The following is a 25,328-nucleotide window of genomic DNA, read 5'->3' on the forward strand; positions in this document are numbered from 1 at the left end:
GTATGCCGGACGGCGGCTCCGGCCGGGTACCTCCCGTTGGGGAGGGGGCACACGTGGCCCTGCCCTCTCTGCCACAATCCCTCCATGTTCACCCGCGCCGACCTGGAGGCCCGCGAGGCGGCTGGCCTCGCGCCGTACGCCACCCTCAGCCGCGCCGCGCGGGGCCGCGCCTTTCCCGAACCCGAGAGCGAGACCCGGACCGCCTTTCAGAAGGACCGCGACCGCATCCTGCACACGACGGCCTTTCGGCGGCTGGAGTACAAGACGCAGGTCTTCGTCAACGTGTCGCTCAGCGGGGGGCAGGGGGACCACTACCGCACCCGGCTGACCCACACCCTGGAAGTTTCACAGGTCGCCCGCTCGGTGGCCCTGACCCTGGGCCTGAACGAGACGCTGGCGGAAGCCATCGCCCTCGCGCACGACCTCGGGCACCCCCCTTTCGGACACGCGGGCGAGCGGGCGCTGAACGCGCTGATGGAGGGGCACGGGGCCGCTCCCGACAACACCTTCGACCACAACTCGCAGGCCTGCCGCATCGTGACCGTGCTGGAAGACCGCTACCCGGACTTCCGGGGCCTGAACCTCACCCGCGACACCCTCGACGGCCTGAACAAGCACAACCGGTCGGGCCTGGGGCCGCCCAGCCTGGAAGCGCAGCTCGTGGACGCTGCCGACGCACTGGCCTACACCGCCCACGACCTCGACGACGGCCTACGCAGCGGCCTGCTGACCCCGGAGGACCTGACCGAGCTGCCGCTGTGGGCCGAGCTGCTCCGGCGCGTGCCCCCCGCTGCCCCTTCCCTGACCGAGCGCGACCGCCGCACCCTGCACCGTGAACTGCTGGGCTGGCTGATCGGCGACCTGACGCGGGCGACCCACGCGGCCATCGCGGAGAGTGGCGTGGGGACCCCGGAGGCGGTGCGGGCGCTGCCCGAGCGCCTGGTCACCTACAGCCCCGAGATGCGCGTGCGCCTGCGCGAGACGGGCGAGTTCCTGCGCTCGCGGCTCTACCGCCACTGGCGGGTGGAGATGCAGGTCGAGCAGGGCACCCGGCTGCTGACGGGCCTGTTCACGGCGCTGCTCTCGCGGCCCTCCATGCTGCCCCCCGGCGTGCGTGCCCGCGCCGAGGAGGGCGGCCTGCCCCGCGCCGTGTGTGACTACGTCTCCGGGATGACCGACCGCTACGCCGCCGAGCTGCACGCGGCGCTGCGGCCCCCGGTGCCGGGAGCGGGCTGGCGTTAACCCTGGGTGGGCGCGGTCACCCGCACCCCCGCCGCTTCCAGCGCCCGGCGCAGGTCGCGGGCCAGCTCGGCCGCCTCCGCCCCGTCCCCGTGCAGGCAGAGGGTCCGGGCAGGCACCCGCACCGTCTCGCCCGTCACTGCCGTGACTACCCCTTCTTGCGCCAGCCGCACCCCCTGCGCGACGGCCTCGGCATGGGACAGCAGCGCCCCCGCCTGACCGCGCGGCCACAGCGAGCCGTCCGGCGCGTAGCCCCGGTCCGCGAAGGCCTCGCCCACCGGGGTCAGGCCCAGGGCCGCCGCCTCGCGCAGCATCACCGAAGCCTCGCCCGCCAGCCCGAAATACAGCGGGAGGCCCGAATCCGCCGCTGCCCGCGCGATCGCCCCAGCCAGCGCCGCGTCCTTCACCGCCATGTTGTAGAGCATCCCGTGCGGCTTGACGTGCGCCAGCCGCACGCCCTCCCGCGCCGCTGCCGCCTTCAGCGCCTCGATCTGCTCGCGCACGAAGGCGGTCACCTCGTCCGGCGCAAAGTGCAGCTCCCGCCGCCCGAAACTCTCGCGGTCGGGAAAGCCGGGATGTGCTCCCGCCGCCACCCCATGCCGCGCAGCGAGGCGCAGGCTCCCGCGCATCGTCCCTGCGTCCCCTGCGTGGCCCCCACAGGCGATGTTGGCGCTCGTGACGAAGGGCATGACCGCCGCCTCGTGCGGGCTGCCCTCGCCCAGGTCGGCGTTGAGGTCGGTGGTGTGCTGGCTCATGGCTCCTTGTACCACCACCGAAGCGCCTCCTCCACCCCGCGCAAGGTCCGCTCCCGTGCCCGCAGCGCGGCGTGGGCTTCCGCCAGCGTGACCACCCGGAAGCGCACCCGGTCGCCGGGCCGCAGTTGCCCCAGCGCCGGGCGGTCCACCGCCGCCACGACGAGCGGGGTGGGGTAGCCCCCATGCGTCCCCGCGTCGGGCAGCAGCAGGATGGGCCGTCCGTCCGGCGGAAGCTGCACCGCGCCCGGCACGTTGGGCAGGCTGACCCGCGCGGGGTCGTGCGGCGCGGGCACGCCCTCGGCCAGCCGCACCCCCATGCGGTCGGCCTGCGGACTCACGGTAAAGGAGGCGCGGGTCAGTGCCGCCAGCAGCGCCGGGGTCGCCTCGGGGGTGGGCAGCACCCGGAGCGTGACCACCGGGCCGGTCGGCGTCCGGAGGGTGGGGGAGAGGAAGGCCCCTGGTGGGGTCACCTCCGGCCAGAGGAACCACCCGAGCTGGTCGCCCCGCCGCAGCGCCCGCCCCTCCAGTCCCCCAAAGCCCGCCCGGAGGTCCGTGGAGCGGCTGCCAAACACTTCAGGCACGTCCAGCCCGCCCCGCAGCGCGAGCACGGCCCGCAAGCCCCGCGTCGCCACGCCCACGTCCAACGTGGCCCCGGCGGACACGGCGACGGCCCGCTCCAGGGGAAAGGGTTGACCGTTCAGCGTGGCGGTGAAGGGGGCGCCGCACAGGGCCACCAGCGCGGCCGCCCCGAACTGCAAGCGGGGTCCGGCGAGGGTGATCTCCAGCCCCGCCGCCCCCGCCGGGTTGCCCACCAGCGCGTTCGCCAGCCGCAGGGCCATGAGGTCCGCCGCGCCGCCCCCCGGCACGCCGAGCGCCAGGACCCGCCGTCCCACGTCCTGCACGGTGGTCTGAAGGCCGGGTCGCCGCACTTCAATCATCACAGGACTCAAGCATCGGCCGCCACGAAGTGCACCCGGTCCCCCGGCCCCCACAGCACCGGCTCGGGCCGCCCCAGGTCGAAGAGGGGCACGGCCGTGTGTCCCACGATCCGCCAGCCCCCCGGCGTCTCGCGCGGATACACGCCCGCCCACGGTCCCCCCAGCGCCACGCTGCCCGCCGGAACACGCTGCCTGGGGGTACGGAGGCGGGGCATCTGGAGCGGCGGCGGCAGCCCCGTCAGAAAGGCGAACCCCGGCGTGAAGCCCAGAAAGGCGACCGTGAGGGTGACCTCCTCCAGCGCCCGAACCAACTCCGCCTCGCCCAGGCCGACCTGCCGGGCACACCAGCCCAGGTCCGGTCCGTCGAAGGTGACGGGAAGGACGTGGAGACGACCCGGCGTGGCCTCCAGCGACCGCAGCCCGGCCAGGCGCTCCCGCAGCGCCGCCGCGAGTGCCTCCGGTCCCGTGCCCAGCGGATCGTAGAGGACCGTCAGCACGTCCAGCGCGGGCACGGTTTCCCGCACGCCGAGAAGGGGCCGCGCCGCGAGGTCGGCCCGCAGCCCCGGCGCCAGGGCCGAGCGCACGACCAGGGCGGCGTCCCCCAGCGGGGTGATCTCGGCGGGCGGGCCGGACGTGGGCGGGCCAGACATGCCGCATGATTCCACGCGGGCCGCTACGCTGGTCGGCATGACCCCCGGCGAAGCCCAGCCCCGCCACTTCCGTGCCTTCGCCGTGCAGCCGCACTGGAGCGCGGGGGATTTCGCCAGCGCGGAGGCATTTCGGGCCTGGCTGCGGGGGCAACTGGAACTGGCCCGGCCCCACCTCGCCCTGGACCGCCCCAACCTCGTCGTCCTCACCGAACTCAACGGGCTGCCGCTGGTGCTGCGCGGCGTGCCGCTGGCCGTGCGGGCGGGCACTTTCGAGCGGGCGGCGCTCCTCCTCTTCCTGCGGCATCTGCCCCGCGCCCTGCCTGTGCTCCTGCGCGAGCGCGTCTCGCCCATCCGGGCGCTGCAACTCGCCCTGAGCGGCGAGAATGCCCGCCTCTACCTCGAAACCTGCCGCGACCTCGCCCGCGAGTACGGGGTGTACCTCTGCTGCGGCTCGGCGCCCATGCCGCGCTTCCGGCTGGAGGGGGGGCGCGTGCGCCGCGACCCCGGCGTGCTGCACAACGAGACCGTCGTGCTGGACCCCCAGGGCGACCTGATCGGCGTGGCCGACAAGGTTCACCTCACCCCCGCCGAGGAAGCCGGGGGCGTGGACCTGACGCCGGGGCCGCTGGAGGAGCTGCGGGTCTTTCCCACGCCCGTGGGGGACCTGGGGGTGGCGATCAGTCTGGACGCCTTTCGCGAGGACGTGATCTTACGGCTGGAGGCGGGGGGCTGCACGGTCCTGTTGCAACCCGACGCCAACGGTGCCCCCTGGACCGACCTGGAGGGGTTGCCGCCAGATCCCGGGAACGTGCGCGACCAGCCCGTCGCGTGGCTGGAGTCGAGCTGGCAGGTCACCACGCGGGGCCGCTCCATCCGTTACGCGGTCAACCCGATGGTGGTGGGCAACCTGCTCGACCTCACCTTCGACGGCCAGAGCGCGATCACCGGCCGCGCCGAGGACGCCCCCGAACCCCGGTCCTACGCGCTGACCGAGCCGCGCCCCGGCTTTATCGCCTTGCTGCCCTGGGTGGAGGAGGCTGGGCCGGAGCGCCTGCGGGCCGCCGGGCGCGAGCGGGCGTCGGGCAGCGGCCACCCCTGGGAGAACCGCTACCGCACGGGCGTGCTGCACGCCGACCTGACCCTGCCCCCCGCCTGGCTCCCCGCCCCGCCCCGCACCCCGCACGAGGAGGCCCTGTCTGCCCTGCTGCGCGGGGAGGTGGCGTGGCCCCGGCGGGGTCCCGGCTGGCGGGCGGTCGCGGCTGGGGCGGCGCTGCTGGGGTTGGTCTGGAGCAGGCAGCGGCGCAGGCGTTGACAAGTTCCGGGAGGGTACCTATACTTCCTTTCGCGCTTGAGAAGGTTCCTCCGGGAACAGATCGGGAGCGCCCCACCGCAAGGGGGGTTGGCCGAGTGGTTGAAGGCAACGGTCTTGAAAACCGTAGTGGGGCAACCCACCGGGGGTTCGAATCCCTCACCCCTCGCCATCAAGCTGGGCCAAGCATGACAATCCGGTGCTCTCTTTTGGAGAGGTGGGTGAGCGGCTTAAACCAAGCGTTTGCTAAACGCTCGTACGCCTTAAAAGTGTACCGCGGGTTCGAATCCCGCCCTCTCCGCCAAGCACCACCCGCAGGCCCACCGCCACAGGTATGTGCCCGTAGCTCAGCTGGATAGAGCGTCTGACTACGGATCAGAAGGCCAGGAGTTCGAATCTCTTCGGGCACGCCACCAAGAAAGTCCGCCGCAAGGCGGGCTTTTCCTTTTCCAGTGGGTCTTCAGGAGCGGGGGTTCAGGACAGGGTGGCGATCGTTCCTGACCTTCTCTCGCTGGCGGGGTCTGCCTTGAGTCGTCCGGACCGACCCCATGCGCCCCTGTTTCAGGCCCCCGAGCGCCGCGCCCGCTTCTCGGCCTCGATCGCCCGCTGAAGTTCCTGAATCTGCCGGAGGTAGGAGATCTGCTCACCCGGCGCGGCGGCGGCCATCTGCCGCTTAAGGAGGTCGACCTCGGCCCGGAGGAGGTCAATGCTACGGCCGACCTGAATGTCGTCTACCGCCACCGCCGCGTAAGTCGCCACCTTACGTTCGTATTGCTCATTGGTCTCACGCGAGATCGCCCCCGTGACTCGGCTCTCGAACATCAGCCGGATCAGGAGCTGCTCCTCGGGCTGGCCCCGGAAGACCTCCAGGATGTCGTCGGGACTCTGGGCGCCCTGCGCGGCCAGCATCACCTTGCGGACGGACTCGTTGCGCCAGGGGGTCGTGCCGTCGAGCTTGGCGAGGAGGGAGGGATCGACCAGCAGTTGCCGCAGCAGGGCAAGTTCGCGGTCCTCTTCCGCGCGGGCGGTGCTCATTCCGGCGAGGTGCGTGTCGGTCAGGGTGCGCCGCCGCGCCTTGCTGCCGATCCATTCCAGCAGCGCCTCCGGGCGAATGCCCAGCAGCTCGCAGGCGAGGGTCCGCATCCGCTCGGCGCCTTCATCCAGCGGATCGAGGTTCTGCATCCGTGACAGGAGCGCCATCAGCACCCGGCGCTTGCCCTCGGTGGTGTCCACCCCGTGCGCCTCCACGGCAGCCTGCACCCGGAAGCGCACCTCGTCCAGCCCGCCCGCGAGCGCCTCGCGGATGCCCGCCTCGTCTCCGGCGAGCAGGGCGTCGGCGGGGTCCTTGCCGCTGGGCACGCTCGTCGCCCGGACCCGGAACTTGGCCCCCAGCACCTGATCCAGTCCCGAGAGGGTGGCCTTGAGCCCCGCCTCGTCGCGGTCGAACATCAGCGCGAGGCTGGAGGCCCCCAGCCGTTCGAGCAGCGCCGCGTGCTCGGCCGTCAGCGCCGTGCCCAGACTGGCGACCGCCCCGGTAAAGCCGTGCTGGTGGAGGGTGATGACGTCCATGTAGCCCTCGACGACGATCAGCTCCCCCCCATCCTTGAGGGTGGACCGCGCCTTGTCGAGGCCGTAGAGCAACTCGCCCTTGTGGAAGGCCTCGGTCTCGGGCGTGTTGAGGTACTTGGGCTTGCTGTCGTCCAGCACCCGGCCCCCGAAGCCCACCAGCCGCCCGAGGTGATCGCGGATGGGGAACATCACCCGGCCCCGGAAGCGGTCATAGACCCGGCCCGACTCGGGGTTCTCGGTCAGCAGCCCGGCCTCCAGCAGTTGCCGCTCGGTCAGGTTCCGTGCCCGCGCCCGCTGAAGCAGCCCGTCCCAGGCGTCGGGGGCATAGCCCAGTTCGAAGGCCGCAAGGGTCGCGTCGGTCAGACCCCGGCGCCGCAGGTAGTCCAGCGCAGGGCCGGGCAGATGCTCGCGGAAGTACTCCAGCGCGAAGGCGTTCACGTCGTACAGGTCGCGGCTGCTGCGTTCGCCGTAGCGGGCCTCGACCTGAATCCCGGCCTTCTCGGCGAGTTGCCGCAGCGCGTCCCCGAAGCTCAGGTTCTCGACCCGCTGCACGAAGGAAAAGACGTCCCCCCCCGCCTTGCATCCGAAACAATAGAAGTAGCCCTGCTCGGTATCGACCTGAAAGCTGGGACTCTTCTCCTTGTGAAAGGGACACAGCCCCTTGAGGCGGCCCTTCCCCGCCGGGGAGAGGCGCACATGTTCCCCGATGACGTCTGCGATGCTCAGCCGCGCACGCACGTCTTCCTTGGTGCCCATGTTGCTCCTCACCCCCCTGTCCTCGCCGTGAAGCACGGCGGTAGGTCGCCAGTGTACGCCTCCCGGTGCTGCCCTGCCAAGCGCGAAAAAGAATGTGGTGGACGTGGTTTTTCTGAATCAATTCGGCAGGGCCGTGTCGCACGGCGTTTCCTGCCTGTCGCCTCGCCGGGGGAGGCCAGGGGTACCCGGCCCCAGCTTTGGCTGCCGCCGCCACGGTCCGTCGCCTGGCCCGGAGGGTAGGGTAGAAGCCTGCCCATGCCTCCGCTCGGTGCGCCCCCCGCCTACAGCACGCCCGCCACGCTGGGTCTGGCCCTGCTGGCGATCGTCACGTCGCTGTGGCACTTCACGCTGGGGGCGCTGGACTACGCGGGCACCGGACGCTATCCGGGCCTCGCCCTGCTGCTGATCTCGGGCCTGCTGCTGGTATACGGCGTGCTTCTCCTGATCCGCTACGCCGAGGCCCGCGACGCGATGAACGACCCCCAGCCCCGCGCGGCGATGTACGCCACCCCCCACGAGAGCCGGGTGCCGCTCGTCGGCGTGGGGCTGGCCGGGCTGCTCGTGCTGGCGGACGCCGCCTTCGCTCTGACTGGACAGCTGCTGCCCTGGCACCTGGCCGGACTCCTCCTCGCGGCCACGCTGGCCCGTCAGGCGCTGCGGCTCCGGCCTATCGCCGGGGACGACTGACCGTCGGCGGGCCGATCAAACAGGCAACTCAAAACAGTGGAACCCGGCCAGGGAGTTCCACTGTTGTTGAAAGTTGAACGCGGTAGAGCGGTTTAGAAGCGGAACTTCACCCCGGCCGCGACCGAGCTGTTGGTGGTGTTCGAGCCGTCGAAGTAGAACTGCTGGCGGGCTTCCCCGAAGAGGGCCACCCGGTCGATGATGCGGTAGTCCACACCCACGAGCAGCTCGCCAAAGGTGGCCTGACGCTCGAGGTTGTAGCCGCCGCCCGCGCCCAGGATGCCGTCGGCGCGGTTGAAGGTGCCCCGGTAGGTGGCCAGGGCACTGATGCTGTTGCCGGGCGTCTCGCCGCGCACGCGGAAGTCCCCGGTCACGCGCAGGCCCAGGCTGCCGACCAGCGCGTCGTTGCCGACCATCACGCGGACCATCGAGCCCACGTTCTGCTGGAGGATGTTGTAGTACGACACCCCGATGTAGTTCCCGTAGCGCAGCGGCTCCACGGGAGGCACGTAGGAGGCGCCAGGTTCGCCGCGCTCGCCCTGGGGACCAGCCGGACCCTGCGGACCGACCTCACCCTGCGGTCCCTGGGGGCCAGCAGGACCCGCCGCACCCTGCGGACCGGTCGCGCCCGTCTCGCCCTGGGGACCCTGAGGCCCCGCAGGCCCAGCCGGTCCCTGGGGACCCACCGCGCCCGCCGCGCCCGTTCCAGCGGCAGGCAGGTTGGCGATGGCCGCCTGGAGTTCGGCGATCTGGGCACGCAGTTCCTCGATGGCGGTGTTCTGGGCGGCCACCTGAGCACGGAGCTGCTCGAGGCCAGTCAGCGCTTCTTGCAGGCCTTGGCGCAGGGTCTGGAGTTCTGCGGGGTTGAAGGTCGTCTGGTTGGCCGGAAGCTGGGCGATCAGGCGGGCGAGCACCTGCGCGACCTCTTGACGGGTAGCCGCCTGGCACCAGTCGAACTGCCCGTCGGGGTAGCCAATAAAGAGGCCCCGCTGGGTCACGAGTTCGATGGCGGCCTGCGCCCACGTGCCCGGCGTGCAGGCCACGACGGGCGCCTGGGTCACGGGCGTCACTTGGGGCGTCACCGGGGTAAGGGGCGTCGTCGTGGTGGGCGCCGAGCCGCTGCCCCCCGCGAGGGCCGTGCCGAGTGCCATCAGGAGGCTGGTCGAGAGCAGGGTCTTTTTCATGGAGTCTCCTTCGAGGGTGGGACGGTTCTGACCATGCAGCCGCCGTCCCATGAATCGGATGTATTGTGTCACACTTTCCTCATCTTCATCCCTCTGAACTTGTTCTCAAGTTCTTCATAGAGAATTGAGTGTTTTGTCGAAAATTTCCTGTGGCGGGCTGCGAACACAGGAAAAAGGGAGGCGCGGGGCCTCCTCCTGTGTGGGGACCGCTTCAGATGTCTTGTGGCTCCGGGTTCGGGTCCAGGTCAGCCGTTCCCGCCATGCCTCCCATGCCTCCCGTGCGTGAGGTGTCTAGGGTGGTGTCGAGACTGGGAGCGGCATTGTTGCCGGGCTCATTCGCGGCGGCATTCCCGTCCTCGCCGGGCGACTGGGTGGTGTCCACGGGCGGGTTGTAGCTGTCTCGGCGGTTGTCGTTCATGGACGCGCCTCCTTGAGGTGGATGCATTGTCGGCGACTCGGTGACGTCTGGGTTGAGATTCGGCTCAAGGAGATGCATGGCGGAGAAGAGAGGCTGCAAAGAAAGAGGGGCGCAGTTGACCACTGCGCCTCCTCCGAACTCCCAGCTCAACCGCTGAACTCGAAGTCCGCGTAGTCCTGGGTAGGCGGGCACGAGCACACGAAGTTTCTGTCCCCGTACACGTTGTCTACCCGGTTCACGGCGGGCCAGTACTTCCAGGCCCGCTGGGCACGGCTGGGGAAAGCGGCCGTCTCGCGGCTGTAGGCCCGGTTCCACTCGCCCGTCATCAGGTCGTCCTGGGTGTGCGGCGCGTGCCTCAGCGGGCTGTCCTCGGCCGAGAGCAGGCCGTCTTCGACCTCCTGAATCTCGCGGCGGATGTGCAGCATCGCGTCGATGAAGCGGTCGAGTTCCTCCTTGGGCTCGCTCTCGGTCGGCTCGATCATCAGGGTGCCGGGCACGGGGAAGCTCATGGTGGGGGCGTGGAAGCCGTAGTCCATCAGCCGCTTGGCGATGTCCTCTTCCGTGATGCCGCTGGCCTGCTTGAGTGGGCGAATGTCGAGGATGCACTCGTGCGCGACCCGCTCATTGCGGCCCGTGTACAGCACCGGAAAGGCGCCGCCCAGCCTACGCGCGATGTAGTTGGCGTTCAGCAGCGCGACCTGGGTCGCCTTTTTCAAGCCCTCCGGCCCCAGCATCCGGATGTACAGGTACGAGATGGGCAGGATGCTCGCGCTGCCGTAAGGCGCGGCGCTGACGGCCCCGGTGCGGCTCTCGCTCGTGGCGCGGACGGCGTGGTTGGGCAGGAAGGGCGCGAGGTGCGCCTTGACCCCAATCGGCCCCATGCCCGGCCCGCCGCCGCCGTGGGGGATGGCGAAGGTCTTGTGCAGGTTGAGGTGCGACACGTCCGAGCCGATCAGCCCCGGCTTGGCGAGGCCCACCATCGCGTTCATGTTCGCCCCGTCCAGGTACACCTGCCCGCCGTGCGCGTGCACGATCTCGCAGACCTCGGTGACGTGTTCCTCGTAGACGCCGTGGGTGCTGGGGTAGGTGATCATCAGGGCACCGAGCTTGTCGCTGTGCGCCTCCGCCTTGGCCCGCAGGTCAGTCAGGTCGATGTTGCCGCTCTCGTCGGTCTTCACGACCACGACCTGCATGCCCAGCATGGCGGCGCTCGCGGGGTTGGTGCCGTGGGCGCTCGCGGGAATCAGGCAGACGCTGCGGTGCGCTTCCCCCCGGCTCTCGTGGTACTTGCGGATGGCGAGCAGGCCCGCGTACTCGCCCTGCGCCCCGCTGTTGGGCTGCAAGGAAACTGCGTCGTACCCGGTGATGTCGGCCAGCCACGCTTCCAGTTCCCCGAGCATCTGCGCGTAGCCTTCCGTCTGGTCAGCGGGCGCGAAGGGGTGCAGGCTGCCGAACTCGGGCCACGTCACAGGAATCATCTCGGCGGTGGCATTGAGCTTCATTGTGCAGCTTCCCAGCGGAATCATGCCGTGGACAAGGCTGTAGTCGCGGTTTTCCAGCGTCTTGAGGTAGCGCAGCATCGCGTGCTCGGAGTGGTGCGTGTTGAAGACGGGATGGGTGAGATACTCGGAGGTGCGCTGGAGATTGGCGGGGATGCCTTCCACGGCCTGCTCGTCCAGGGCGAGCACGTCCACCCTTTCTCCGGTGATGACTTCGATAATGTCCGCGAGGTCGGCAGGAGTCACCGTCTCGTCCAGGCTGACGCCCACGCGCCCATTCCCGTAGCGGAAGTTGATTCCCTTCGCCTCGGCCCTCTCCCGAATGGTCGCCACGTCGCCGCCGAAGGTCAGCGTGTCAAAGAAGGTGGCGTTTGCCTCCAGCCCGGCGTTCCCCAGCGCCTTCGCCAGCATTCCGGTCATCCGGTGGGTGCGCTCGGCAATCGTCCGAATCCCCTCCGGCCCGTGGTAGACGGCGTAGGCGGCAGCCATGTTCGCCAACAGCGCCTGCGCGGTGCAGATGTTGGAGGTCGCCTTCTCGCGGCGGATGTGCTGCTCGCGGGTCTGCATCGCCATGCGCAGGGCCGTCTTACCCTTGCTGTCACGGCTCACGCCGATCACCCGGCCAGGCATGGAGCGCTGGTACTCGCCCCGGCAGGCCAGGAACGCCGCGTGCGGCCCCCCAAAGCCCATCGGCACCCCGAAGCGCTGGGCACTCCCGATTACGATGTCGGCCCCCTGCTCGCCGGGCGGGGTCACCAGCGCACAGGCCAGCAGGTCGGTCGCCACAATCAGGGCCGCCTGTGCCTCATGCGCCCGCCCGGAGATGGGGGAGAGGTCGTGCAGGTCGCCGTGGGTGCCGGGCGTTTGCACCAGCGCAGCGAAGGCGCCTTCCGGCAGCTCCCCGTTCGCGGCCCCCGTGACCACCTCGTACCCGAAATACTCGGCGCGGGTGCGGATCACGTCCAGCGTCTGCGGGTGAACGTCGTCGGCCACGTAGAAGACATTGCCCTTGCTCTTGACCACGCGCTTGGCGAGGGTCATCGCCTCGGCGGCGGCGGTCGCCTCGTCTAGTAGGGAGGCGTTGGACACGGGCATCCCGGTCAGGTCCATCACGGTCTGCTGGAAGTTCAGCAGCATTTCCAATCGGCCCTGCGAAATCTCGGCCTGGTAGGGCGTGTACGCCGTGTACCAGCCTGGGTTTTCCAGCATGTTCCGCAGGATGACCGGGGGCACGTGCGTGCCGTGGTACCCCATGCCGATGTACGACCGGAAGACCTTGTTCTTCGCGGCGACGGCCTTCAGGTCGGCCAGCGCCTGCGCTTCGGTCACCGGGCCGCCCACGTTCAGCTCGCCCGTGAAGCGGATGGCTTCCGGTAAGGTCGTTTCGGTCAGCTCGTCCAGGCTGGAGACGCCGAGTTCGGTCAGCATCTCGGCCTGTTCCGCCTCGGTGGGGCCGATATGGCGGCGGGTGAAGTCGTCGGTTTGCAGGAGTTCGTTCAGGGGGCGCATGGAGTCTCCTTGAGGGGCGATCAGGGGTCAGCGGTCAGCGTTCAGCCTCGTGGTGCTGACGGCTGACCGCTGGGGGCTGACGGCTTCAGTTGTTCGCGGCGCTGTAGGCGTTGGCGTCCATCAGTTCGCTGCCTTCCTCGGTCACGTCCAGCCGGAACAGCCAGCCGTCCGTGTAGGCGCCGCTGTTGACGAGTTCAGGGCTGCCGGACAGGGCCTCGTTGACGGCCACGACCGTGCCGCTGGCCGGGGCATAGATGTCCGAAGCGGTCTTCACGCTCTCCACGACGGCGACCGTCTCGCCCGCGGAGACGACGCGCCCGACCTCGGGCAGTTCCACGTACACCACGTCGCCGAGCTGGTCCTGCGCGAAGTCGGTGATGCCGACGGTGCCGTCGGAGGCGAGCCACTCGTGGGAGGCGGCGTACTTCAGTTCGCTGGGGGTCTGCATGGGGTTGATTCTCCTCTATCTCGGGGGCGGAAGTCTGTCGGAGGTGTTGCGGGGTTTCAGCGCTTGTAGAAGGGCAACTCCACCCGCCGCGCCGGATGCGCCTTGCCGCGCACCTCGACCTCGAAGGCGTCGCCCGCCGCCGCGTCCGCCCGCACGAGCGCCATCGCGATGGGGTGCCCGAGGGTGGGGCTGGTGCTGCCGGAGGTGACGTGGCCGACCGGCTCGCCGTTCAGCAGCACCGGGTAGCCCTCGCGCACAGGCACGCGGTCGAGGGCGAGGCCGATCAGTTTGACGCTGGGCGCGGCCTGAATCCCGGCGCGGCCCACGTGGTCCTTGTCCTTGACCACCCAGGTGTACGTGCTGGCGAGGGGGTGGAGGTCCTCGGCGAACTCGTGGCCGTACAGGGGAAAGCCCGCCTCCAGCCGCAGGGTGTCGCGGGCGCCCAGGCCCGCTGGGGTCAGGCCGACGGCGACGAGGCGGTCCCAGAGGGCCTCGGCGTCCCCGGCCTTCACGAAAACCTCGAAGCCGTCCTCGCCAGTGTACCCGGTGCGGGCGAACATCACCGGGAACTCCAGCAGGGTGCCGGAGAAGAAGGCATTCTTCTTTTTGGCGCTCAGGTCCACGTCGGTGTGGGGTTGCAGCATGGCCTCGGCGTCCGGCCCCTGCACGGCGATCAGTCCCCAGTTCGCGGACTCGTCGGCCAGCGTCACGTCGTAGCCTGCCGCCTGCGCCCCGAGGTGCGCCCAGTCCTTTTCGATGTTGGAGGCGTTCACGACCAGCAGAAACTCCTGCGGGGCCACCCGGTAGACATAGATGTCGTCCACCAGCCCGCCCGATTCGTTGGGCAGCCAGTTGTACCCGGCGCGGCCGGGCTTGAGCTTGCTCACGTCGTTGGTAGTCACGCGCTGGAGGAAGGCTTCGGCGTCTGGTCCGGTCACCCGGAACTCGCCCATGTGGGACACGTCGAACATCCCCGCGCGTGTGCGGACGGCCTCGTGCTCGGCCTTGACGCCCGCGTACTGCACGGGCATGTCCCAGCCCCCGAAGGGAACCATGCGGGCACCCGCCCGCAGGTGCGCGGCGTGCAGGGGCGTCCGCTTCAGCGGCGTCTCAGGAGTCGGGGTCACCCCCAAACTGTACCGGAGCGCCGCTCCCCGCGTCCGGGCCGCCCGGACGTGTGGCGGGCTAGGCTGGGGCATGACTGGGCCGGAAAACGCGCACGCGAACGCCTCTTTCCTCCTGGGGGTGCTGCCACCGCCCGACCTCGGGGCGCGGGTGGACGCCTTTCGCACCCGGCTGGGGCTGCGCGAGAGTGCCGCGCATGTGACGGTCAAGGCGCGGAGTGGGCTGGACCCGGAGCTGAGGTGGTGGAAAGCGGCGCGGGCCGTGGTGGCCGAGAGTCCTGCCCTCACGCTGGAGGTCGGCGGGGTACGGGCTTTTCGCAACGGCACCGCTGTCTACCTCGGGGTCACCTCGCCCGACGTGGTGGCGCTGCACCTGCGGCTGCTGACGGCGTTGAACCCGTCCCAGCGCTTCGGCTACGAGGGACCGCAGATGACGCCGCACCTCACGCTGGCCCTGCGGCGGCGTGGGGTGGACCTCGGCACGGTGCTGGAGGCAGCGCGGGACGAGTTCGCTGATCTGGCAGGGCACCCCCTGACCTTCACCGCCCGCGAGGTCTGGGTGATGCGCAAGCCGGGACCGGGGGGCCTCTATGTGCCGTGGGAGGCGTGGCCGCTGGGGCAGGGCTGAGGGTCAGCGTAGGGTGGGCCGCACGCCCCCCTCAGTCGCCAGAAAGCTCACCCGCAGGTCGTGAGCCTCGCTCGGCAACTCGTCCACCACCAGCGCCTCCCAGACCACCCCCACCGTCAGGCCGCCGAAGTCCGGCAGCAGGCGGTCGTAGAAGCCGCCGCCGTACCCCAGCCGCACGCCCCGGTGGTCAAAGGCGAGGCCGGGGAGGAGCACGGCGTCCACTGTCTCCAGCGCTGAGCGGGGGGCACCGGCCGGGGGCTGACGTATTCCGAAACGGCTGAGTTCGGTCGCCGTGTCCCAGGGGTGCAGGGTCAGGTGCGGCGCAGGCCGGAAGCGGGCGCGGGTGGTCAGCAGCTCAAACTCGGGAGCCAATGCGCCTACATCCGGCTCACCGGGCAGGGCGTGGTAGGCCAGCACCCGCCGCGCCCCCCGCACGTGCAGAAAGGCGGCGAGGTGGGCACAGACCTCGGCGGAGCGGTCGGGCTGGGTCGCCCGCACCTCGCGTGCCCAGGCCCGCCAGGTCGGTTTGGGCGCGTCGTGGGGGGGCGGCGTCATGGAAGGCAGCCTAGCGAATGAGAGCAGAGAAAGCCCCCGGCAGCGGGAGCCGGGGGCACAGGAGGGGCCGCTTACTGGTTGGGCAGGGCCAGCGCGAGGGAACGCAGCGCGAGGCCGCTGACCGTGCTGTTGGCGGTGGCCGCGCCGCTCGTCAGATTGACCGTGTAGAGCATCGTGTTGCTGCCCATGCCCACGCTGAGGTACGCCATGTCCGCCCCGGCGATGTCAAAGCCGGTCATGCCTTTCATGGCGTCGACTCCCAGCGTTCCCACCGAGGTCAAGGTGCTGAAGTTGCCCGCAGGCGTCGAGCCTTCTGCGCTGCTGTGCCGGACCAGCGTGTCGGCCGCCGCGTCGATGGAGTAGAGCGTGGTGGTCGTACCCGCACCGATGGCCCCCGTGGCGCTGTTGTTGAAGGAGTTGGTGTAGGCCGCCGCCACGAGGTCGGGGTCGGCGGTGCCCGTGGCGTACTTCAGGGTGCCGTCGTCGGTGACCGTTCCGGCAGGCGAGGTGGCCGGGACGGGCGTCGCGTTCGGCGTCAGGCGGAAGTTGCGGTCCGTCTCGGCAAAGACGCGCAGGCGGTTGGCCGCCGGGTTGAAGTCGATGGCGACGGGGGTCACGCCTGCCGTCAGGTTCGCCCCATCGGCGCTCAGGGCTCCGTTGGCCGGGTCGAGGCGGTACAGCCTGCCCGTGCCCGACATCGCATAGAGCCGGTTGTCGGTGTTGCGGACGTCCAGGTCGATCAGCGTCTCGCCGCTCGGCAATCCGGTCACCGCCAGGCGGCGCAGGCTGGCCGCCGCGTTGTCGGTGCCGAAGGTCACGAGGCGTCCCTGGGTATCCAGCCCATAGGCGGTCATGCCCTGGGGAGCGGCGGGTGGCCGCATCGTCGTGCAGGCGGAGAGGGCGAGGGCGCAGGTGGCGGACAGCAGGGCAAGTCGCTTCATAAGGGGCTCCTCCCGGAAGCGGGGACGCCTCCGGTCTTCTCTCAGCCCTAAGCAGCAGCGGCGCGATTGGATGACCCGCGGCTCTTGAGCAGAGCTTTATCCAGCAGCTCTGTCCGCTCCGCCACCGTCCCGGATGGGACCGGGTGGTCTGCTCGGCCCATGCACACACTGATTATGGGGGCGACGGGAGGCATTGGGACGGCGACGGCGCGGGCCTTTGCCGCACGCGGGGACCGGCTGACCCTGAGCGGGCGGGACGCGGGGCGGCTCTCCGCGCTGGCCGCCGAACTCGGCGCGGAATCGACAGCCGCTGACCTGGGCTACGAGAGCCACGTGCGGGCACTGCTGGAGGGGGTGGGGGAACTGGAGACCCTCGTCTACGCAGCGGGGGCAGCCCTGCCCGGTCCCCTGCAGGAGGCGGACCCGGCGGCGGTCCGGGCCGTGTGGAACGCGAACTACTTCGGGGCGCTGTGGGTGCTCAAGCACGGGCTGGGGCGCCTGAATCCCGGCGGGCGCGTCTATCTGCTTGGGGCGCGGCCTGAACTTGTCACCGCGCGGGGGTTTTCCCAGTACGCGGCGAGCAAGGCCGCCCTTGCCCGCGCCGCCGAGGTCGCCCGGCTGGAGGCGCGGGGAGTGGGCCTCACGCTGGTGCTGCCGCCTGCCGTGGACACCGGCTTGTGGACCCAGGTGGGCCGGGTGCCGCGCGGCGCCGTCTCGCCGGAGGTCGTCGCGGCGGCCATCGTCACCGACCGGGACGGCCCCCCGCAGCCGGAGCTGAGGGTAGAGGGTTAGCCGACTTCCTTCGGCCCCTTCAAGCCGCTCTTGCCTTCCCGCTCCCGCAACACGGCGGCCACGTCGCCCGGCGAGACGCCCACCTCGGCCAGCGCGAACAGGGTGTGGAAGAGGAGGTCAGCCGCCTCGGTCGCCAGCTCCGCCCGGTCGCCGTTTTTCGCGGCCAGCAGCACCTCGCCCGCCTCCTCGCTGATCTTTTTCAGCACCCGGTCCAGCCCTCCCGCGTGCAGCCGGGCCACGTAACTGTTCTCTGGCAGGGTGGTGAGCCTTTCTGCGATGGTCGCGTGGACTCGCTCTAGGGTGCCGTCCAGCCCGGTGTCCGGGGCGTCACCCTCCAGGAGCGGCGTGTGGAAGCAGGAATATTCCCCGGTGTGACAGGCTGGTCCTGTCTGCTCCACCCGGTACAGCACGCTGTCGCCGTCGCAGTCCAGATGCACCGAGACGACCCGCTGGGTGTGCCCGCTCGTCGCGCCCTTCACCCACGGCTCCCCCCGCGAGCGGCTGTAGTAGGTGGCCTCGCGGGTGCTTAGGGTGCGCTCTATCGCGGCGCGGTCGGCGTAGGCCTGCATCAGCACCGCGCCCGTGCGGGCGTCCTGGGTCACGACCGGAATCAGGCCGTCAGGGCCGAACTCGAGGGCATCGAGGTTGCTCACACGTCCCGCCAGTCGGGGCGCACGGGCAGCCCCTCGGCTTTGAGGTACGCCTTGACCTGCGGCACCGTCAGTTCCCCGAAGTGAAACACGCTCGCGGCGAGCGCGGCGTCGGCCTGCCCGCCGTCCTCGCCGCCGCGCAGCACGTCGCGGAAGTCCTCCAGCCGACCGGCCCCCCCCGAGGCGATCACAGGCAGGTCCACCGCCGAGGCGACCGCCCGCGTCGCTTTCAGGTCGAAGCCCGCCCGCGTGCCGTCGGCGTCCATCACGTTCAGGCAGAGTTCGCCCGCCCCGAGCCGCTGCCCCTGTTCGGCCCACGCCAGCAGGTCCAGGCCCGTGTCCACCCGCCCGCCGCCCACATGCACCGTCCAGCCTTCGCCGCCTGGCCGCCGCTTGGCGTCAATGCTCAGGACCACGCACTGCGCCCCGAAGTGGTCCGACGCCTCGCGGATCAGCTCTGGGCGCCGCACCGCGCCGCTGTTCACGCTGATCTTGTCAGCCCCAGCCATCAACAGTTGCCGGAAGTCCGGCACCGCGTTCACGCCGCCGCCCACCGTCAGCGGCATCATGACCTGCTCGGCCACCTGCGCGGCCACGTCGAGCATCAGCGCCCGGCCCTCGTGGGTGGCGGTGATGTCGTAAAAGACGAGTTCGTCGGCCTGCTGCGCCTCGTACGCCTGCGCGAGCACGAGGGGATCCCCGGCGTCGCGGTGGTCCTCGAAAAAGCGGACATTCTTGACCACCCGCCCGTTTTGCACGTCCAGACAGGGAATGATGCGCTTCGTGAGCATGGGGGGCAGTCTAGCCCGCCGCCCGACGTGTTCGGCTGGCACGGCCTAACCTGACTGGACATGAGTCCCTCACACCTTTGTGCTTAGGATGGATTTGTTAAAATCTTTATGTTCCGGGGAGTGCATGGAGGGCCGTGATTCGCGCAGGTCAGGCGAAGGGGTGGGGTGACGGGGCACATGGAAAGACGGCGAATCCTACTGGTCGACGACAATCCAAACGATGTGGAGCTGGCCCTGAATGCCCTGCAGGACCGCGAGGCAGAGGTCGAGGTGGCGGCCAGCGGTCCCGAGGCTCTCGCGGCGCTGCGTGGGGGGAGATTGCCCGACTTGATCCTCCTCGACCTGAAAATGCCGCAGATGGACGGCCTCGCGGTACTCGACCAGATTCGCGGCGGTCCCGCTACCCGCGAGATTCCGGTCGTGATGCTCAGTACCAGCGGCGAGGAGCGCGACGTGGCCGACTGCTACGCGCACGGCGCGACGGCCTACGTGGTCAAGCCGATGGACTTTGGGCAGTTCGGCTCTGCCCTGAAGACCATTACCGATTTCTGGGCGCGGCTGAACGTGCGGCCCCGGCTGCGCTGAGGGACGGTTCAACCCTCAAGCGGGGCTTCAGGCTGCGGCGCCCACCCCCGCGCTAGGCTGCCCCCATGCGTGTCTGGATCGGCTGCGGCGGCTACACCAACGACGACTGGGCGGCGTCCGGCCTGATCTACGAGGGCGTGAAAAAGGACGCCTACCTCGACACCTACTCCCAGCACTTCGACGCGGTGGAGCTGAACAGCTCCTTCTACGCGATTCCCGGCCTCAAGGCTTTCGAGGGGATGGTCCGCAAGTCGGGCGGGCGCACCCGCTTCACCGTCAAGCTGAACAAGGCCTTCACCCACGACCGCGCCCCCACCGACGCCGACTTCGACCGGATGCTGCAAAGTCCCCAGCCCCTGCGCGACGCCGGGTTGATGGGGCCGTATCTGGCGCAATTTCCCTACTCCTTCCACCGCACGGCCGACAACCGCAAGTACCTGCTGGCCTTGGCTGAACGCTTCGCCGGGCACGAGCTGGCGGTGGAATTGCGCCACGCTTCCTGGGATCAGCCGGGCGTGCGTGAGGGCATGGCCGAGTACGGCCTGATCTGGGTGAGCCCCGACTATCCCCCGGTCGGCGGCATGCCCGAGCCGCAGGTCCACGTCACCACCGACGTGGGCTACCTGCGCCTGCACGGGCGCAACAAGGGCAGTTGGTGGGAGGGCCAGAGCGCCGCCGAGCGCCACGACTACCTCTACACCCGTGCCGAGATGGACGAGTGGGCCGAGAAGATCGCGCTGGTGACGGACGACCTCAGCGAGCTGTATGTGTTTTTTCAGAACACGACCAAGGGACACGCCCTGAAGAACATCCCGATGCTGCGCGAGGCCCTGAATGCGCGGGGAGTGCCCGTCAAGACGCCGGAACCGGAAGAGGACGAGGGGCGGCTGCTCTGACCGACCTTCCGGCTATGGACAGGCATGGCCGCTGAGCCTCCGATCTCTCCGGCAGCCCTCCGCAGAGTGATGCGGGATGCCTACGGGCTGGGCGTCGGGGCGCTCACCTTCCTGCCCCAGGGGACGGCTCCGGCCTACCGTGCCGATGGCCCTGGGAGTCGGTGGTTTCTCAAGCTGCTGCCGGATACGCCTTACGGCCACGATCTGCGGCGGCGGGTGGGGGCTGAGCGTCCGTTGCTCCGGGCCTTGCGAGAATCTGGGGTGCTGACGCGGGTTCCCCGGCCGATCCCCACCCTCTCTGGGGCCGATGTTGCCGAAGTGGAAGGCTACGGCGTGGCCCTGTACGGCTGGATAGACGGGGCCTCGCTGAGGGCGGGCTGGACGGCCGCACTCCCCGGAGTCGCCCCGCTGCTGGGACGGCTCCATGCGGGCACCCAGAGGCTTTTGGAGGTGGTGCAGGTGTGGCCGATGCCGCCCGAGGACTTCAGCCTCCCCTTTGAGGAGGGCTTGATGGGCGACCTGGCCCGGCTGCGGGTGAGCGTGGGGGAGGAACGGGCCGGGGTGGCGGCCCTGCGCGACCTGCACCTGCCCCATGAGGCCATCCTGGGGCAGGTGCTGACGCGGGCGCGAGCGTTCCAGGAGGCGGCCCGCGCCCGGCCCCGCCGCCCCGTGGTGTGCCATACCGACGCACACGGCGGCAACGTGATGCGGGACGTAGCGGGCGAACTGTGGCTGATCGACTGGGAGACGGCCCGGCTCGCCCCACCCGAGCATGACCTCTGGATGCTGCACCCCCAGCTCCCCGAGGTGCTGCCCGCCTACGAGGAAGCTGTGGGTGCGCCCGCCGTGCCCGATCCGGACCTGCTGGGCTTCTACCTCACCCGGCGGGTGCTGGAGGACATGGCGGTGGACGTGGGCATGATCCAGCACGCCAACACCCGCCCCGAGCAGGACGAGGCGAACCTCGCCGTGCTGGAGAAGTACGTCCTGCCCGACCTGATGCGGGTGGAACAAAACATCGCCGAGTTGTGGGAGAGGCTGCGCCTGCGCTGAGCGGCCCTTACCCCAGCATCTGCATCTCGCTTAGGCCCGCCAGGAACTCGCGCTCCGGGTACTCCTCCGCGTCAAAGCCCTTGTCGCCCTCGGCGGGCTGAACGCTCAGGGAGGCGAAGTCGAAGAGGTCGCGGTCCAGCAGGTGACTCGGCGTGACGCGCGTCAGCCCGCGCAGCACGTTCTGGAGGCGGCCCGGATGCTCGCGCTCCCAGCCCGCCAGCATCTCGCCCACGACCTTGCGCTGAAGGTTCTCCTGACTGCCGCACAGGTTGCAGGGGATGATCGGGAAGCCCTTTGCTGCGGCGTAGCGTTCGATGTCCCGCTCCGCGAGGTAGGCCAGCGGCCGGATGACCACGTTCGTGCCGTCGTCCGACTGGAGCTTGGGGGGCATCGCCTTGAGCCTCGCGCCGAAAAACAGGTTCATGAACAGTGTTTCGAGGATGTCCTCGCGGTGGTGCCCCAGGGCGATTTTCGTCGCGCCGATCTCGCGGGCGTGTCGGTACAGAATGCCCCGGCGCAGGCGGCTGCACAGGGCGCAGGTTGTCTTGCCCTCGGGCGTCTTCTCCTTGACGATGGAGTAGGTGTCTTCCGTGAGGATGTGGAAGGGCACGCCCAGCTGCGTGAGGTATTCCGGCAGCACATGCTTGGGGAAACCCGGCTGCCCCTGGTCGAGATTCACCGCCACAACCTCGAAGTCGATGGGAGCGCGGCGCTGGAGGTCGAGGAGGATGTCGAGCAGCGTATAGCTGTCCTTGCCCCCCGACAGGCAGACCATCACCCGGTCGCCCTGCTCAATCATGCGGTAGTCGGTGATGGCCTGGGCCGCCCCCTTGACGAGGGGCGCGAAGAGCCGTTCGGGAGAGGGACGTGCGGGGTCGGGCTGGGGGACAGCGGCAGGGGAGGGGAGGGTCTGGGTCATGGCGTCTCGCTTGGCCCGCTGCGGCGAGCGGGAGTCGGGGACATGGTAGCCCCCGCGCCTCCGGCCCGCCCCTCCCCGGCTCTCATTCGGGCGACGATCAGCACGGCGGGCGTCAGCATCAGCGCCCACGCGAGCCACTTGCCGGGGTGAACGGGTTGCCAGCCTCCTGCCTGATGCGGATACACCCACGCGCCCAGCCCGGTCGCCACGTTCTCAGCGAGGTACACGAAGGCAGCAATGAGGGCCAGCGAGAGGGGAAGGCCCATCTGGAAGCGCTCGCCGCCCACCATGAATGCCACCCACGTGCGGCGGTAGGCGAGCAAGAGCGCCGCCGTCAGCCCCAGCCGCACCTCCAGCCCGGCCCCCAGTAGGAAGTGGGCATAGGTCGCCCCGACCAGCCCGAGTTGCCATATCAGCGGCGGCTCTCCGCTCAGGTGCAGCTCGCACCGCCGCCACGCCTGCGCCACGTAGCTCCCCACGCTGGCGTACATGAAGCCCGCGTAGAGGGGCACGCCAAGCACCTTGCTGACGGCTTCGTCCGGGTAGGCCCAGGCCCCCAGCTCGACCCGGTGGGCTTCCAGCCCGAAGCCCAGCGCGTGAAAGAGCAGCAGCGCAGCCGCCTCACGCGGCGTCTCGAAGCGGGTCCACACCAGGGCCGCCTGGACCAGCAGGCACCCCAGCAGCAGGAAGTCGTACCGGGCCAGGCCCCAGTCCTCCAGTGGCAGCCCCTTCGAGAGCGCCAGCAGTCCGACCACGCTGAAGGCGAAGGTGCAGCACAGGGCCTGCACCCCGGTGAACTGGGCAAGCAGACGCGGGAGGCGGGCCATGCCCCCAGCGTGCCCCCCTGCCCCGGCTCATGGCGTCATGCTTCCGGAGGACGCCCGCCTCATCTGCGGGCACTAGTCTGGGAGCCGATGAGGGGTTTTCTGTCGCTTTTTCCCGACCGTGCTCCGCGCCCTGGCAGCGGCGCGGCGGCGCATTAGAGTAGGCTCCATGCGCTTTTTCACGGGGCTGGGCGTGCTGCTGCTGCTGGGAACGGCGGGGGCGGGCGGCCTGTGGTGGACCTGGGGGCGCGAGCTGCCCAGCGTCCAGACCCTCGACGTGCTGGAACTCAGCGGGCAGACACGGGTGTACGACCGCAAGGGCGAGCTGGTGGGCACCCTGACCCCCAGCCTGGGGGGCGGCAGCGGCGTGAACCGCGACCTGCTGCAGCTCAACGAGATCAGCCCCTGGCTGCAAAAGGCCATCGTGACCAGCGAGGACCGCCGCTTCTTCGAGCACCGGGGGGTGGACTATCAGGGCATCGTGCGCGGGCTCCTCAAGGGCGTGCTGTTCAACGACCTCGAAGGCGGCTCCTCGATCACCCAGCAGGTCGTAAAAAACACGCTGCTGCACGACCTGGAAGGCGCCCGGACCCTGGAGCGCAAGTTCAAGGAGGCGGTGCTCGCCTACCAACTGGAGCGCAATTTCTCCAAGGAACAGATTCTGGCCGCGTACCTCAACGTCATCTACTGGGGCGACGGTGGGCAGCGCGACATCATCGGGGCGGGGACGGCGGCGCGGGCCTACTTCAAGAAGGACGCTTCGGCCCTCAACCTGGCGGAGAGCGTGTACCTCACGACCATCGTGCCCGCGCCCAACCGCCGCTACAAGGATTTCGAGGCCTATCGTCCCCTGATGAAAAGTGTCCTCGACCGCATGGTGGAGGACGGCAAGGTGACCCGCGCCGAGGCCGACGCCGCCTGGACAACGCCCATCTACCCGGCGGGCTGGCGCATCGGCTGGAATCCCGACGGCACCCTGCGCTCGGCGGTGCTGGAGCGCCCCGAGCGGCTGGAAGAGAACATGCCCCCGCCCCCCGCGCAGACGGCCTTTCATTACCTGCAAGCGGTCGAGCAGGAGTTGAAACAGGCGGGCGTGACCGGCAAGGCGCTGTACGGTGGCGGCAAGGTCTTTACCGGCATGGACCTCCAGGCGCAACAGTCCGCCGAGCGGGCCAGCCTGAACGCCCAGTTGCCCGACGGGGCGACGCTGGGAGCCGCCTTCCTGAACCCCAAGAATGGCGAGGTCCTCGCGCTGGTCGGCCAGAAACTGAGGGGTGGGCGTCCGGCCGACTGGAACAACGCGACCCAGGCGCGGCGGCAGGTGGGCAGTTCCGTCAAGCCGCTGCTGTACACGCTGGCGCTGGAGGAGGGCTGGAAGCAGAGCGATACCGTGCTGGACGCGCCGCTGAACGGGAGCTACCAGCCGCAGAACTACGACGGGCGCTGGACGGGCGAGTACAAGACGATGCGCTACTCGCTCGACCACAGCCTCAACCTCCCCACCGTGCGGATCGCGCAGGAACTCGGCGTCCAGGCGTTCGAGTCCAAGCTGCGCGACCTGGGCCTGACGCCGCCGCCTGACGCGGGGCTGTCGCTCTCCATCGGCACGCTGGAAGCCAGCCCCTTGCAGATGGCCGCCGCCTACCTGCCCTTCGCCAACGGGGGCCTGTACTACGCGCCCACGCTGGTGCGCCGGGTGGAGGGGCCAAAGGGCGAGGTGATCTACACCCGCCCCGCGCCGCAGGGCAAGCGGGTCTGGGACGTGCGGACGGCGTGGCTGGGGCTGGACATGATTCGCGGGGTGGTGAACGACCTCACCGCCTATCAGGGCGGCCTCGCCACCCGCGCCCAGATTCCCGGCTGGGACGTGGGCGGCAAGACGGGCACCACCAACGACGTGAAGGACCTGTGGTTCGCCGGGGTGACCCCCCTGATCTCCGGGGCGGTGTGGGTGGGCCAGGAAAACGGCCAGCCGCTCCCCAGTTGGGCCTACAGCGGCGAGATTCCCACCCCCGTGTGGCAGCAGGCGGTCGCGGGGGCGCTGGCGGGCCAGCCGCGCGTGGCCTTCACCGAGCCGGGCGGCATCACCTACCGGGTGGTACGGCAGGTCAACATGGCCTTCCGCGAGGAGGAAGCCGACCAGCCCCAGGTCGCCCGCGACGGCAGCGGCCGCAGTGAGGGCGGCTTCTTCGGGCGGCGCACCGAGGCTCCAGCGCCTGCCCCGGTCCCGGCCCCCGAGCCTGCGCCGGTGCCCGAGCCCGTCCCCGTCCCGGTTCCCGCCCCTGAGCCCGTGGAACCGACGCCCGACCTTCGGCCCCTCCCCAAAGAGGTGCCCGCCGAGCCCCCCGCCGACTTCTTCCCGGACGAGGTGACCCCGCCCGAGGCCCCACTGCCGGAGGACCCCTACGCGCCTGAACCATTGCCGCAAGACGACTTCGGCACGCCCTTCCCGCCCGAAGGGGAGGTGATTCCCGAACCGCTGCCCGCGCCGCTCCCCACCCCCGAGGACTATGGGGACGGCGGCCTGGGCGATCAGGGCTTGCCCCCCGAGGAGACGTTGCCCTACGAGCCGCCCGCACCGGAGGACTTCGGGGCGCCGCTGGGCTTCTGAA

At 70.1% G+C, this 25,328-nt stretch carries 24 protein-coding genes and 3 tRNA genes; 12 read left to right on the forward strand and 15 right to left on the reverse strand.

The genetic code is table 11. The features are described from left to right. The first annotated feature begins 84 nt into the window (after window positions 1-84). The gene (gene dgt / locus F8S09_RS09600) at window positions 85-1,242 is read left to right on the forward strand and encodes a dGTP triphosphohydrolase (protein ID WP_152871259.1); all 1,158 of its coding nucleotides are present in this window, start codon (window positions 85-87) and stop codon (window positions 1,240-1,242) included. Here dgt and pxpA read toward each other — a convergent pair. The 3 genes from pxpA to F8S09_RS09615 are packed head-to-tail and all read right to left on the reverse strand — an operon-like array spanning window position 1,239 to window position 3,582. Beyond that, window positions 1,239-1,994 (reverse strand): 5-oxoprolinase subunit PxpA, encoded by a 756-nt coding sequence (pxpA, locus tag F8S09_RS09605; RefSeq protein WP_152871260.1) that lies wholly within the window; start codon window positions 1,992-1,994, stop codon window positions 1,239-1,241. The two genes, dgt and pxpA, sit on opposite strands and share 4 nt — an antisense overlap. Next, complete coding sequence (locus F8S09_RS09610; RefSeq protein WP_322618698.1) at window positions 1,991-2,935, reverse strand: 5-oxoprolinase subunit C family protein; 945 nt, start codon at window positions 2,933-2,935, stop codon at window positions 1,991-1,993. The genes pxpA and F8S09_RS09610 overlap by 4 nt, the downstream gene beginning before the upstream one ends. 5 nt (window positions 2,936-2,940) lie before the next feature. Further along, window positions 2,941-3,582 (reverse strand): 5-oxoprolinase subunit B family protein, encoded by a 642-nt coding sequence (locus F8S09_RS09615; protein ID WP_152871262.1) that lies wholly within the window; start codon window positions 3,580-3,582, stop codon window positions 2,941-2,943. 37 nt (window positions 3,583-3,619) lie between these two features. Between F8S09_RS09615 and F8S09_RS09620 the strand changes: the two genes are divergently transcribed. The 4 genes from F8S09_RS09620 to F8S09_RS09635 all read left to right on the forward strand — a co-directional run bounded on the left by F8S09_RS09620 (window position 3,620) and on the right by F8S09_RS09635 (window position 5,304). Further along, the gene (locus tag F8S09_RS09620; protein ID WP_152871263.1) at window positions 3,620-4,894 is read left to right on the forward strand and encodes a nitrilase-related carbon-nitrogen hydrolase; all 1,275 of its coding nucleotides are present in this window, start codon (window positions 3,620-3,622) and stop codon (window positions 4,892-4,894) included. Between the two features lie 81 nt (window positions 4,895-4,975). Next, window positions 4,976-5,063: transfer RNA gene (locus F8S09_RS09625), tRNA-Ser, on the forward strand. Window positions 5,064-5,102: 39 nt separating this feature from the next. Continuing rightward, window positions 5,103-5,195 (forward strand) — tRNA-Ser (locus tag F8S09_RS09630). Between the two features lie 32 nt (window positions 5,196-5,227). After that, a tRNA-Arg gene (locus F8S09_RS09635) sits at window positions 5,228-5,304 on the forward strand. A gap of 148 nt (window positions 5,305-5,452) precedes the next feature. Here the strand turns inward: F8S09_RS09635 and dnaG are convergent. Continuing rightward, the gene (gene dnaG / locus F8S09_RS09640; protein WP_152871264.1) at window positions 5,453-7,216 is read right to left on the reverse strand and encodes a DNA primase; all 1,764 of its coding nucleotides are present in this window, start codon (window positions 7,214-7,216) and stop codon (window positions 5,453-5,455) included. Between the two features lie 255 nt (window positions 7,217-7,471). Here dnaG and F8S09_RS09645 point away from each other — a divergent pair, with 255 nt between their 5' ends. Further along, a complete protein-coding gene (locus F8S09_RS09645) occupies window positions 7,472-7,903 on the forward strand; it encodes a hypothetical protein (RefSeq protein WP_194165290.1) in 432 nt (143 codons plus the stop codon). A 92-nt stretch (window positions 7,904-7,995) separates the two neighbouring features. Here F8S09_RS09645 and F8S09_RS18160 read toward each other — a convergent pair whose 3' ends face one another. The 5 genes from F8S09_RS18160 to gcvT form a co-directional block, all read right to left on the reverse strand. Further along, window positions 7,996-9,084 carry an autotransporter outer membrane beta-barrel domain-containing protein gene (locus F8S09_RS18160; RefSeq protein ID WP_265469043.1) on the reverse strand — a complete coding sequence of 363 codons (1,089 nt, stop codon included), beginning with the start codon at window positions 9,082-9,084 and terminating at the stop codon, window positions 7,996-7,998. A gap of 211 nt (window positions 9,085-9,295) precedes the next feature. After that, a complete protein-coding gene (locus F8S09_RS09655) occupies window positions 9,296-9,502 on the reverse strand; it encodes a hypothetical protein (protein ID WP_152871265.1) in 207 nt (68 codons plus the stop codon). A 146-nt stretch (window positions 9,503-9,648) separates the two neighbouring features. Then, window positions 9,649-12,510, reverse strand: coding sequence for an aminomethyl-transferring glycine dehydrogenase (gene gcvP / locus F8S09_RS09660; protein ID WP_152871266.1), 2,862 nt, complete (start codon window positions 12,508-12,510; stop codon window positions 9,649-9,651). A gap of 85 nt (window positions 12,511-12,595) precedes the next feature. Continuing rightward, the gene (gcvH, locus tag F8S09_RS09665; RefSeq protein ID WP_152871267.1) at window positions 12,596-12,958 is read right to left on the reverse strand and encodes a glycine cleavage system protein GcvH; all 363 of its coding nucleotides are present in this window, start codon (window positions 12,956-12,958) and stop codon (window positions 12,596-12,598) included. A 56-nt stretch (window positions 12,959-13,014) separates the two neighbouring features. Continuing rightward, a complete protein-coding gene (gcvT, locus tag F8S09_RS09670; RefSeq protein ID WP_322618694.1) occupies window positions 13,015-14,085 on the reverse strand; it encodes a glycine cleavage system aminomethyltransferase GcvT in 1,071 nt (356 codons plus the stop codon). Between the two features lie 70 nt (window positions 14,086-14,155). Between gcvT and F8S09_RS09675 the strand changes: the two genes are divergently transcribed. Next, window positions 14,156-14,710 (forward strand): 2'-5' RNA ligase family protein, encoded by a 555-nt coding sequence (locus F8S09_RS09675; protein WP_152871269.1) that lies wholly within the window; start codon window positions 14,156-14,158, stop codon window positions 14,708-14,710. A gap of 3 nt (window positions 14,711-14,713) precedes the next feature. On the opposite strand, the gene F8S09_RS09680 is transcribed toward F8S09_RS09675, so the two are convergent. Together F8S09_RS09680 and F8S09_RS09685 are read right to left on the reverse strand one after the other, a co-directional pair. Then, window positions 14,714-15,265, reverse strand: coding sequence for a 5-formyltetrahydrofolate cyclo-ligase (locus F8S09_RS09680; protein WP_152871270.1), 552 nt, complete (start codon window positions 15,263-15,265; stop codon window positions 14,714-14,716). Window positions 15,266-15,336: 71 nt separating this feature from the next. Then, a complete protein-coding gene (locus F8S09_RS09685) occupies window positions 15,337-16,206 on the reverse strand; it encodes a DUF4394 domain-containing protein (protein WP_152871271.1) in 870 nt (289 codons plus the stop codon). 159 nt (window positions 16,207-16,365) lie between these two features. Between F8S09_RS09685 and F8S09_RS09690 the strand changes: the two genes are divergently transcribed. Further along, window positions 16,366-16,998: an SDR family NAD(P)-dependent oxidoreductase gene (locus F8S09_RS09690; RefSeq protein ID WP_152871272.1), complete on the forward strand. Its 633-nt coding sequence runs from the start codon at window positions 16,366-16,368 to the stop codon at window positions 16,996-16,998. Here the strand turns inward: F8S09_RS09690 and hisIE are convergent. Together hisIE and hisF are read right to left on the reverse strand one after the other, a co-directional pair. After that, a complete protein-coding gene (gene hisIE, locus F8S09_RS09695) occupies window positions 16,995-17,651 on the reverse strand; it encodes a bifunctional phosphoribosyl-AMP cyclohydrolase/phosphoribosyl-ATP diphosphatase HisIE (RefSeq protein WP_322618695.1) in 657 nt (218 codons plus the stop codon). The two genes, F8S09_RS09690 and hisIE, sit on opposite strands and share 4 nt — an antisense overlap. Further along, complete coding sequence (gene hisF, locus F8S09_RS09700; protein WP_152871273.1) at window positions 17,648-18,439, reverse strand: imidazole glycerol phosphate synthase subunit HisF; 792 nt, start codon at window positions 18,437-18,439, stop codon at window positions 17,648-17,650. The genes hisIE and hisF overlap by 4 nt, the downstream gene beginning before the upstream one ends. Window positions 18,440-18,616: 177 nt before the next feature. Between hisF and F8S09_RS09705 the strand changes: the two genes are divergently transcribed. The 3 genes from F8S09_RS09705 (at window position 18,617) to F8S09_RS09715 (ending at window position 20,973) form a co-directional block, all read left to right on the forward strand. After that, window positions 18,617-19,024 carry a response regulator gene (locus tag F8S09_RS09705; protein WP_152871274.1) on the forward strand — a complete coding sequence of 136 codons (408 nt, stop codon included), beginning with the start codon at window positions 18,617-18,619 and terminating at the stop codon, window positions 19,022-19,024. Between the two features lie 65 nt (window positions 19,025-19,089). After that, window positions 19,090-19,920 carry a DUF72 domain-containing protein gene (locus F8S09_RS09710; RefSeq protein WP_152871275.1) on the forward strand — a complete coding sequence of 277 codons (831 nt, stop codon included), beginning with the start codon at window positions 19,090-19,092 and terminating at the stop codon, window positions 19,918-19,920. Window positions 19,921-19,989: 69 nt separating this feature from the next. Further along, window positions 19,990-20,973 (forward strand): aminoglycoside phosphotransferase family protein, encoded by a 984-nt coding sequence (locus tag F8S09_RS09715; protein ID WP_194165291.1) that lies wholly within the window; start codon window positions 19,990-19,992, stop codon window positions 20,971-20,973. A 7-nt stretch (window positions 20,974-20,980) separates the two neighbouring features. Here F8S09_RS09715 and ttcA read toward each other — a convergent pair whose 3' ends face one another. Next, on the reverse strand, window positions 20,981-21,892 hold the full coding sequence (gene ttcA / locus F8S09_RS09720) for a tRNA 2-thiocytidine(32) synthetase TtcA (protein ID WP_152871277.1): 912 nt from the start codon (window positions 21,890-21,892) through the stop codon (window positions 20,981-20,983). Then, window positions 21,889-22,719, reverse strand: a complete 831-nt coding sequence (locus F8S09_RS09725) for a DUF817 family protein (RefSeq protein WP_152871278.1) — start codon at window positions 22,717-22,719, stop codon at window positions 21,889-21,891. The genes ttcA and F8S09_RS09725 overlap by 4 nt, the downstream gene beginning before the upstream one ends. 166 nt (window positions 22,720-22,885) lie before the next feature. Here F8S09_RS09725 and F8S09_RS09730 point away from each other — a divergent pair, with 166 nt between their 5' ends. Continuing rightward, entirely contained in the window at window positions 22,886-25,327 is a 2,442-nt protein-coding gene (locus F8S09_RS09730) for a transglycosylase domain-containing protein (protein ID WP_152871279.1), read from the forward strand. The last annotated feature ends 1 nt before the right edge of the window (window position 25,328 follow it).

Source organism: Deinococcus terrestris (assembly GCF_009377345.1).
Lineage (GTDB): Bacteria > Deinococcota > Deinococci > Deinococcales > Deinococcaceae > Deinococcus > Deinococcus terrestris.

Excerpts from the sequence above, each read along its gene's own strand:
- dgt (WP_152871259.1), top strand. The coding sequence starts at position 85 with ATGTTCACCCGCGCCGACCTGGAGGCCCGCGAGGCGGCTGGCCTCGCG.
- pxpA (WP_152871260.1), bottom strand. The coding sequence starts at position 1,994 with ATGAGCCAGCACACCACCGACCTCAACGCCGACCTGGGCGAGGGCAGC.
- F8S09_RS09615 (WP_152871262.1), bottom strand. The coding sequence starts at position 3,582 with ATGTCTGGCCCGCCCACGTCCGGCCCGCCCGCCGAGATCACCCCGCTG.
- F8S09_RS09620 (WP_152871263.1), top strand. The coding sequence starts at position 3,620 with ATGACCCCCGGCGAAGCCCAGCCCCGCCACTTCCGTGCCTTCGCCGTG.
- dnaG (WP_152871264.1), bottom strand. The coding sequence starts at position 7,216 with ATGGGCACCAAGGAAGACGTGCGTGCGCGGCTGAGCATCGCAGACGTC.
- F8S09_RS09645 (WP_194165290.1), top strand. The coding sequence starts at position 7,472 with ATGCCTCCGCTCGGTGCGCCCCCCGCCTACAGCACGCCCGCCACGCTG.
- F8S09_RS18160 (WP_265469043.1), bottom strand. The coding sequence starts at position 9,084 with ATGAAAAAGACCCTGCTCTCGACCAGCCTCCTGATGGCACTCGGCACG.
- F8S09_RS09655 (WP_152871265.1), bottom strand. The coding sequence starts at position 9,502 with ATGAACGACAACCGCCGAGACAGCTACAACCCGCCCGTGGACACCACC.
- gcvP (WP_152871266.1), bottom strand. The coding sequence starts at position 12,510 with ATGCGCCCCCTGAACGAACTCCTGCAAACCGACGACTTCACCCGCCGC.
- gcvH (WP_152871267.1), bottom strand. The coding sequence starts at position 12,958 with ATGCAGACCCCCAGCGAACTGAAGTACGCCGCCTCCCACGAGTGGCTC.
- F8S09_RS09675 (WP_152871269.1), top strand. The coding sequence starts at position 14,156 with ATGACTGGGCCGGAAAACGCGCACGCGAACGCCTCTTTCCTCCTGGGG.
- F8S09_RS09680 (WP_152871270.1), bottom strand. The coding sequence starts at position 15,265 with ATGACGCCGCCCCCCCACGACGCGCCCAAACCGACCTGGCGGGCCTGG.
- F8S09_RS09685 (WP_152871271.1), bottom strand. The coding sequence starts at position 16,206 with ATGAAGCGACTTGCCCTGCTGTCCGCCACCTGCGCCCTCGCCCTCTCC.
- F8S09_RS09690 (WP_152871272.1), top strand. The coding sequence starts at position 16,366 with ATGCACACACTGATTATGGGGGCGACGGGAGGCATTGGGACGGCGACG.
- hisF (WP_152871273.1), bottom strand. The coding sequence starts at position 18,439 with ATGCTCACGAAGCGCATCATTCCCTGTCTGGACGTGCAAAACGGGCGG.
- F8S09_RS09705 (WP_152871274.1), top strand. The coding sequence starts at position 18,617 with ATGGAAAGACGGCGAATCCTACTGGTCGACGACAATCCAAACGATGTG.
- F8S09_RS09710 (WP_152871275.1), top strand. The coding sequence starts at position 19,090 with ATGCGTGTCTGGATCGGCTGCGGCGGCTACACCAACGACGACTGGGCG.
- F8S09_RS09715 (WP_194165291.1), top strand. The coding sequence starts at position 19,990 with ATGCGGGATGCCTACGGGCTGGGCGTCGGGGCGCTCACCTTCCTGCCC.
- ttcA (WP_152871277.1), bottom strand. The coding sequence starts at position 21,892 with ATGACCCAGACCCTCCCCTCCCCTGCCGCTGTCCCCCAGCCCGACCCC.
- F8S09_RS09725 (WP_152871278.1), bottom strand. The coding sequence starts at position 22,719 with ATGGCCCGCCTCCCGCGTCTGCTTGCCCAGTTCACCGGGGTGCAGGCC.
- F8S09_RS09730 (WP_152871279.1), top strand. The coding sequence starts at position 22,886 with ATGCGCTTTTTCACGGGGCTGGGCGTGCTGCTGCTGCTGGGAACGGCG.